This window comes from Mesorhizobium sp. M7A.F.Ca.CA.003.01.2.1, assembly GCF_003998945.1.
Taxonomy (GTDB): Bacteria; Pseudomonadota; Alphaproteobacteria; order Rhizobiales; family Rhizobiaceae; genus Mesorhizobium; species Mesorhizobium ciceri.
The window spans coordinates 1-8,314 of the sequence record NZ_RZRA01000123.1 but is presented as its reverse complement, the minus strand read 5'-3'; the positions used below and the strand labels follow the sequence as shown (position 1 = coordinate 8,314).

At 63.2% G+C, this 8,314-nt stretch carries 7 protein-coding genes; 3 read left to right on the top strand and 4 right to left on the bottom strand.

Annotated elements, in window-relative coordinates; all coding sequences use genetic code 11:
- Window positions 1-15 precede the first annotated feature (15 nt).
- Together EN969_RS07800 and EN969_RS07795 are read left to right on the top strand one after the other, a co-directional pair.
- Window positions 16-960, top strand: a complete 945-nt coding sequence (locus EN969_RS07800) for an LLM class flavin-dependent oxidoreductase (protein ID WP_245467425.1) — start codon at window positions 16-18, stop codon at window positions 958-960.
- Window positions 957-2,207 carry an LLM class flavin-dependent oxidoreductase gene (locus EN969_RS07795; RefSeq protein WP_063169825.1) on the top strand — a complete coding sequence of 417 codons (1,251 nt, stop codon included), beginning with the start codon at window positions 957-959 and terminating at the stop codon, window positions 2,205-2,207. The genes EN969_RS07800 and EN969_RS07795 overlap by 4 nt, the downstream gene beginning before the upstream one ends.
- Window positions 2,208-2,219: 12 nt before the next feature.
- On the opposite strand, the gene xdhC is transcribed toward EN969_RS07795, so the two are convergent.
- The 4 genes from xdhC to uraH all read right to left on the bottom strand — a co-directional run bounded on the left by xdhC (window position 2,220) and on the right by uraH (window position 7,389).
- Window positions 2,220-3,101, bottom strand: a complete 882-nt coding sequence (gene xdhC / locus EN969_RS07790) for a xanthine dehydrogenase accessory protein XdhC (protein ID WP_063169824.1) — start codon at window positions 3,099-3,101, stop codon at window positions 2,220-2,222.
- Between the two features lie 74 nt (window positions 3,102-3,175).
- Complete coding sequence (gene xdhB / locus EN969_RS07785) at window positions 3,176-5,530, bottom strand: xanthine dehydrogenase molybdopterin binding subunit (protein ID WP_063169823.1); 2,355 nt, start codon at window positions 5,528-5,530, stop codon at window positions 3,176-3,178.
- Window positions 5,530-7,011 carry a xanthine dehydrogenase small subunit gene (gene xdhA / locus EN969_RS07780; RefSeq protein WP_127419059.1) on the bottom strand — a complete coding sequence of 494 codons (1,482 nt, stop codon included), beginning with the start codon at window positions 7,009-7,011 and terminating at the stop codon, window positions 5,530-5,532. Before xdhA ends, xdhB begins: the two co-directional genes overlap by 1 nt.
- Window positions 7,012-7,014: 3 nt before the next feature.
- Window positions 7,015-7,389, bottom strand: a complete 375-nt coding sequence (gene uraH / locus EN969_RS07775; protein ID WP_013528242.1) for a hydroxyisourate hydrolase — start codon at window positions 7,387-7,389, stop codon at window positions 7,015-7,017.
- A 203-nt stretch (window positions 7,390-7,592) separates the two neighbouring features.
- On the opposite strand from uraH, the gene puuE reads away from it, so the two are divergent.
- Window positions 7,593-8,314, top strand: a 722-nt coding sequence (gene puuE, locus EN969_RS07770; RefSeq protein WP_127419058.1) for an allantoinase PuuE, incomplete at its 3' end; no start/stop codon positions are given.

Here is an 8,314-nt window from a genome sequence, read left to right as displayed (position 1 = left end):
TCACTCGAGACTGGGTTGGAATTCAGCCGCCTGGCTGGTTTCGTGCAAAAGGCTGAAGCAGCCGGGCTGGACATGGTGCTGCTTGCCGATGCCGCGCCAGCGTCCGAAAGCGAAGCCGCGAACAAACGGATGCCCTTCGAAGCGACGACCTTGCTGGCCGCTCTGGCGACTGTCACAAGCAGGATCGGCTTGGTTGCCGCTGCCTCGACAATTGCCCACCAACCCTACAATCTGGCACGCCGTTTCGCTTCGCTCGACGTTATCAGCCACGGCCGCAGTGGCTGGAACGCAACCATGACGCAAGCGCCACGGGAAGCAGCCAATTTCAGCCGGCCCGAAGGATTTTCGCCTAACGATTTCCGCCGTCGCAGTGAGGAATATATCGGCATCGTGCAAGGTCTGTGGCAGGGCTGGGATGCGGACGCCCTGCTGTTCGACCAGGGCGGCGGCCGCTTCCACGACCCCGAAAAGATGCACCTGCTGGAGCACAAGGGCGAATTCTTTTCCGTGCGCGGACCGCTGAACGTCGCCCGGTCGCCGCAGGATACGCCAGTGCTCGTCTTGTCGGGCCTGCAGGAATCCGACTTCGATATTGCCACTCGCACCGCCGATGTCATCCTGCTGGACGGCGGACTGGTGGAGGGCGCGACCGAACGCTATGACGATATCAGGCGCCGTGTCACGGCGTGCGGACGCGATCCGGATGCTGTGAAAGTGCTGACGAACGTCGCGCTTATCGCCGATAGTAAGCCGGCTGCCGTCGCCGAGAGGCTGGAAAAGGAATTCCGGGCGAGAGGCTGCGACGGGTTCAACATCCTGATGCCGGCACAGCTTTCTGCGCTCGACGATTTCGTCGATCTGGTCTTGCCGGCGCTGCGGCGGCGTGGCTTGTTTCGAGAGAACTATCGCGGAAAAACGTTGCGCTCGCATCTCGGGCTTGCCGGCGGAGGTGACCAATGACTGCCCGCCAGATGAAGCTCGGCGCCTTTCTGTGGGCGACAGGTCATCACATCGCCGCCTGGCGCCACCCCAAGGCGCACGTCACCGCCGGCATAGACATCGATCATTACATCCAGCTGGCGCGCACGGCGGAGGCGGCGAAGTTCGACATGGTGTTCTGCGAGGACGCCGCCGGCCTGCGTGAAGCCAATATCGGCATTGCCAGCCAGACGTCGCGCTCGATCGGTTTCGAGCCGATCAGCCTGCTCTCGGCGCTCGCCGTCCAGACCAGCCGCATCGGCCTCGTCTCGACAGCGTCGACAAGCTACAACGAGCCCTATGGGCTGGCACGAACCTTCCTGTCGATCGACCATCTGAGCGGCGGCCGGGCCGGCTGGAATCTGGTCACCTCGGCCAGCCCCATCGAAGCAGCCAATTTCGGCGCGACGGGCCTCAAGCCCCATGCCGACCGCTACGAACGGGCGCGCGAGTTCGCCGAGGTGGTGACCGGCCTGTGGCACGGCAAGGCTTCCGGCCATAACGGCCAGAGCTTTTCGGTTCGCGATCCGCTCGACCTGCCGCGCTCGCCGCAGGGCGCGCCGGTGATGGTTCAGGCCGGCGCCTCGGATGTCGGCCGCGACCTTGCCGCCCGCACCGCCGATGTGGTGTTCACGGCGGCGCAGACCTTCGAGGAAGCCAAGGCCTTCTATGACGATCTCAAAGGACGTCTGGCGGCCTATGGGCGCGAGCCGGACGACATCAAGATCATGCCGGGCGTCGCACCGGTGGTGGCGGAGACCGAAGCGGAGGCCCGTGAAAAATACGAGGAATTGCAGGAGCTGATCCCCGACGATGTCGGCGTGGCGCTGCTGTCCAGCTATCTCAGCATCTCCGATCTGTGGCGCTATCCGATCGATGGGCCACTGCCGGAACTGCCGGAGAGCGAGGGGATGAAGAGCAGGCAAGCGCTGGTCATCGAGCAATCGCGCCGCGACGGCCTCTCCATCCGCCAGCTCGCCCGGCATTTTGCCGGCGCGCGGGGCCATTGGCGCATCGTCGGCACAGCGGCCCAAGTCGCCGACGAACTGCAGGCGCGGTTCGAGGGCAGCGCGGCCGACGGTTTCAACGTCATGCCCTCATATTTCCCCGGGGAACTCGATGCCTTTGCCACGCTCGTCGTGCCGGAGTTGCAGCGGCGCGGACTGTTCCGGACGGAATACCAGGGCCGCACGCTGCGCGACCATCTGGGTTTGAAACGGCCGGTTTAGCTGCGGCGCAGCTTAGCTTGCCATCACCTTGCCATGCGGAATTTGATGGTCGGCATTTAAGGCTGCGTTGTGATTGACCAACGCCGTCATGATCTCGGCCGCAGCCAGCGCCGCGATGACCTGAGGGCGCTTGTCCTTGACGGTGTCGCCGCCAATTGGCGAGACGAGGCGGGCAAACTCGGCCTGGCTGCCGTCCGCCGATTTCAGGAACCAGGTCCTGAACGTCGCTTTCTTCGTCTTCGAGCCGATCATGCCGACATAGGCGGTGTCACCGCGTTTCAGCGCTTCCGCGACGATCAGGAAATCCAGCGCATGATCGTGGGTCAGGATGGCGAAGGCGGCGCCGGCGGGGGCATTCCGCACCATCGCTTCCGGCATAGCTGTCAGCCGTGTCTCGATGGTTTCGGGCATGCCTTCCAGTGCTTCGGCCCGCGTCTCGATGACGACGCCGTGCACGGGAAGAAGTGCGATCGCCGATGCCAGCGCCTGGCCGACATGGCCGCCACCGAAGATGTAGACGTACGGCAGGTGCGCCTCTTCGGCTTCGGCGGCCGCAACCAGGTCGCCGGCAAGCGCAGCATCGACGAGCCGGATCAAGACTTCGACGCGCCCGCCGCAGCATTGGCCGATCTCGGGACCCAGCGGGACGTCTAGGGTGGCGCAGACTTCGTCAACCTCGATGCGGGCTTCTTTGCCCAACATCTGCCTGGCCTTGTCGATCGCCATATATTCGAGCTGACCGCCGCCGATGGTGCCAAAGATCGCCGTCGGCGAGACGAGCATGAAGGCGCCCTTCTCGCGTGGCGTCGAGCCTTTTGTTCCGGCCACTTCGACCACGGCAACCCGACCGGCGCTGGCGAGAAAGGCTTTCAGGCTTTGCACTTTCGAGTTCATGGTTCACGTTCCCGAATGGGAAATATAGGTTTTTTCGGCCCGGATTGCACGCATTGCCGACCCTGGGGCCGGATTCAGGCGCCGGCCTCTTTCTTCAGCCGCTCGATCGCCATCAGAACCCGCTCCGGGGTCGCCGGAGCATCGAGGCGCGGGCAGATCCTGTTGTCGGCGACACTGGCCACCGCGTCCGATAGCGCATGCAGCACCGACATGCCGAGCGGGAACGGCGGCTCGCCGACCGCCTTGGAGCGGTGGATGGTTGGCTCGCCGGCTTCCGGCCAGTCGGCCAAGGTGACATTGAAGATCTTCGGCCGGTCGGAGGCGAGCGGGATCTTGTAGGTCGACGGTGCATGCGTGCGCAGCCGGCCCTTGGCGTCCCACCACAGTTCTTCCGTCGTCAGCCAGCCCATGCCCTGGATGAAGCCGCCTTCGATCTGGCCGATATCGATCGCCCGGTTCAGCGAGCGGCCACAGTCATGGAGAATATCGGTACGCTCGACCATGTATTCGCCGGTCAGCGTGTCGACCGAGACTTCCGAGCACGAGGCGCCATAGGCGAAATAATAGAAGGGGCGGCCCTCGCCCTTGTCGCGGTTCCAGTGGATTTTCGGCGTCTTGTAGAAACCAGCCGCCGACAGCTGGATGCGGGCCATATAGGCCTGCTTGACGAGGTCGGCGAAGGCGATTTCCTGGTTGCCGATACGCACCCGGTTGGGCAGGAACAGCACCTGATCACGCGGCACCTGATATTTTTCGGCGGCGAAATCGGTCAGCCGATCCTTGATCTGGCGCGCGCCATTCTGCGCCGCCATGCCGTTGAGGTCGGAGCCGGACGACGCTGCCGTAGCCGAAGTGTTCGGCACCTTGCCAGTCGTTGTCGCGGTGATCTTCACCTGGTCGAGATCGATCTGGAACTCTTCCGCCACCACCTGCGCCACCTTGACGTAGAGGCCCTGCCCCATCTCGGTTCCGCCATGGTTCAGGTGCACCGAACCGTCGGTGTAGACATGCACCAGCGCGCCGGCCTGATTGTAATGCGTGGCGGTGAACGAGATGCCGAACTTGACCGGCGTCAGAGCCAGGCCCCGCTTGATGAAACGGCTGTTGGCATTGAAGGCCGATATTTCACGCCGCCGCCGCGCATAGCTCGCGCTTTGCTCAAGCTCGGCGACGATGCGCTGGATGATGTTATCCTCGACCGTCTGGTGGTAGGGCGTGATGTTGCGGCCCCCCTCGCTACTGGTGCCGTAGAAATTCTTCTTGCGGATTTCGAGCGGATCCTTGCCGACGGCAAAGGCCACCTCGTCGATGACGCGCTCGGCGCCGACCATGCCTTGCGGGCCGCCGAAACCACGAAAGGCGGTGTTCGACACGGTGTTGGTGTAGAGCGGCGCCGACTGCGCATGCACAGCCGGCCAGAAATAAGTGTTGTCGCAATGGAACAGCGCGCGATCGGTTACCGGGCCGGAAAGGTCCGACGAAAAACCGCAGCGCGCCGCGAACATGAAATCGACGCCGAGGATGTTGCCCTCGTCATCGAAGCCGACCTCGTAATCGACGAGGAAATCATGACGCTTTCCGGTGGCGATCATGTCGTCGTCGCGGTCGGGCCGGATCTTCACGGCGCGGTGGTGCTTCTTCGCGGCGATCGCGGCCAATGCGGCAAACTGATTTCCCTGCGTTTCCTTGCCGCCGAAGCCGCCTCCCATGCGGCGGATTTCCACCGTGACGGCATTGCTCGGCACGCCGAGCGCATGGCTGACCATGTGCTGGACTTCGCTTGGATGCTGGGTCGAGGAATAGATGGTGACGTCCTGATCCTCGCCAGGAACGGCCATGGCGATATGGCCTTCGAGGTAGAAGTGTTCCTGGCCGCCGATGCGCATTCTTCCCTTTAGCCGGCGCGGCGCCTGACGGATCGCCGTAGCGGCATCGCCGCGCTTCAGAGTGAGAGGCGGCGTGACGAGCTTGTCCTTCTTCGGATCGAGCGCGCCGATGTCGGTGACGAAAGGCAATTCCTTGTATTCGACCTTTGCCAATCTTGTGGCGCGGCGCGCCTGCTCGCGAGTTTGCGCAATAACGCAGAAGATAGGCTGGCCGTAGAATTGCACCTTGCCGTCGGCAAGCACCGGCTCGTCGTGGCGGCCGGTCGGCGAAATGTCGTTTTCGCCCGGCACGTCACTGGCCGTCAGCACGTCGACAACGCCGGGCGCTGTACGCACCGCCGAGAGATCCATGCTGGTGATGGTGGCATGCGTGGCACCGGAAAGCCCTAGGCAGCCATGCAGCGTGCCTGATGGTTCCGGCATGTCGTCGATGTAGACGGCGGTACCGCTGACATGTTTGTGCGCGGAATCGTGGCGCTGATCGGTGGCGACGCCGCCAGCGATCTTTTCAGCCTTGAGGTTGGGGGCAGCGTGCTTGTTCATCATGCCGCCTCGTGCCTTGAAACCTGGACCGGCTCTCTGGTGCCGCTGCTCTCGGCAAAAAAGCGCAGCAGCAGGTTTTTCGCTGCCAGGGCGCGATATTCGGCCGAGGCCCGCATGTCGGTCAGCGGGGTGAAATCCCTGGCATATTCGGCCATCGCCGCTTCAACCGTCTGTTCGGTCCATGGCTTGCCGAACAGCGCTTTTTCGACGGAAGACGCCCGCTTCGGCGTCGCCGCCATGCCGCCATAGGCGATGCGCACCTCCGCCACCGTGCCGTCCTTGGCCAGATTCAGGAAAAACGCGCCAAGGGCCGCGGTAATGTCCTCGTCGCGACGCTTGGTGATCTTGTAGACGGCAAACTTCGTTTCCTTGGCCGGCACCGACACATGCACGGCCTCGACGAATTCACCCGGCTGCCGATCCTGTTTGCCGTAGGCGATGAAGAAGGTTTCCAACGGGATCGTCCGCTGCTTCTTGCCCTTGCGAAAGGTGAGACTTGCGCCAAGCGCGATCAATGGCGGTGGCGTATCTCCGATCGGCGAGCCGTTGGCGATGTTGCCGCCGATGGTGCCCATGTTGCGCACCTGTTCGCCGCCGATGCGATCGAACAATGGCCCCAACGCCGGGATGCGCTTCGCCAATGTCGCGAAGGCGTCAGTGTAGGTGACGCCGGCGCCGATCGAAATGACGCCCTTGTCTTCCGAGATGGTGCAAAGCCCGTCGAGATCGCCGATGAAAATGGCCGGTGAAATATCGCGCATGTGCTTGGTCACCCACAGGCCGACATCGGTCGAGCCGGCCACGATGGTAGCGCCGGGTTCCTTGTCCAGCACGGCGGCGAAATCGTCGACATCGGCCGGCACGACCAGCCGCGCCTTGCCGGTTCCGATCTCGACCCGGGCGCCGTCACGCATGGCCTCGAGCCTCGCGGTGATCGCCTTGCGTTCCGTGGCCAGCGGGTCCTTTGCCGCCTTGCCGTAGCTGGAGATGGCATGCGCGGCGCGCATGATCGCCTCATAGCCGGTGCAGCGGCAGAGATTGCCTTGCAAAGCTTTTTCGACATCCGCGTTCGAGGGATCAGGCGACTTCATCCACAAGCCATAGAGCGACATGACGAAGCCGGGCGTGCAGAAGCCGCATTGCGAGCCGTGGAAATCGACCATCGCCTGCTGCACCGGATGCAACTGGCCTGGCCCGCCACGCAGATGCTCGACCGTTACGACGTGTGTGCCGTCGAGCGAGCCGAGGAAGCGGATGCAGGCATTGACGCTTTCATAGACCAAGCCGCCCTCCGACAGCTTGCCGACCAGCACGGTGCAGGCACCGCAGTCTCCCTCGGCACACCCTTCCTTGGTGCCGCGCAGCGAACGGTCGAGCCGCAGCCAGTCGAGCAAGGTCGCGTCGGGTGCCACCGACGAAAGCGCCACATCCCTGCCATTGAGAATGAAGCGGATTTCGTTGCGGATGCTAATTTTGGTCATGCCTCAGCTCCCCCTGTAGGTCGAGTAACCGTAGGGCGAGACCAGCAGTGGCACATGATAATGCACAGGCTCGGCCATGCCGAAGCGGATCGGTATCACATCGAGAAAGGCCGGTTTCGGCAGGCTCAACCCCTGCTGGCGCAAATAGTCGCCGGCGGCGAAGACCAGTTCGTATTCGCCGGTGCGGAATTCCGCGCCGGCGAGCAGCGGCTTGTCGCAACGGCCGTCGGCATTGGTGAGAACGGTCTTCAGATGTGTCCGCGCCTTGCCCTCGAGGTGATAGAGCGCGATCGACAGTCCCGCCGCCGGCTTGCCGGTCGCCGTGTCGAGGACATGGGTCGTCAGACGCCCGCCGTCGGCTTTCGACGTTTCTGCCATTGGCCGCCTCCCATTTCCGGTACGAGCGAATTGGCCCGGTACGGTCAAGTATCAACAGTGAATTGTGCGCCAATTAAAGGCGATGCATAAGTCCCGGTCGAGCGGAGTGCGACAAAAACACTTTCAAAAATTTTCGGGGGAATGCGAGAAGCACCCTTTCGATATTCTGATCATACTTCGGGCCGTGCCCGGCGGGAGGGACGATGCGTTACAGCAGAGACATGCGTGGCTACGGAGCCAATCCGCCGGACCCGAAATGGCCTGGCGGTGCACATGTCGCCGTGCAGTTCGTCGTCAATTACGAGGAAGGCGGCGAAAACTGCGTGTTGCATGGCGACAAGGCGTCCGAAGCCTTCCTGTCGGAAATCGTCGGCGCGGCACCCTGGGTGGGTCAACGCCACTGGAACATGGAATCCATCTACGAATACGGCGCCCGCGCCGGCTTCTGGCGGCTGCTCCGGCTGTTCACCGAGTCGCAAGTGCCGATCACCTGCTACGGCGTCGCCACAGCGCTCGCCCGTTCGCCGGATCAGGTAGCGGCCATGCAGGACGCCGGCTGGGAGATCGCTTCGCACGGCTTAAGATGGATCGACTACCGCGACCACAGCGCCGAGGATGAGCGCCGCGACCTCGAGGCGGCGATCAAGCTGCACTACGAAGTGACCGGCGCGCGCCCGACCGGCTGGTATACGGGTCGCACATCGATCAACACGGTGCGGATTGTGGCGGAAGAAGGCGGCTTCGACTATGTGTCGGACACCTATGACGACGAGCTGCCGTACTGGTTCGAGCATGAGGGCGGCGCGCAGCTCATCATCCCCTATACGCTCGACGCCAACGACATGCGGTTCGCCACGCCGCAAGGTTTCAACTCGGGCGACCAGTTCTTTGCCTATTTGAAGGACAGCTTCGATACGCTCTATGC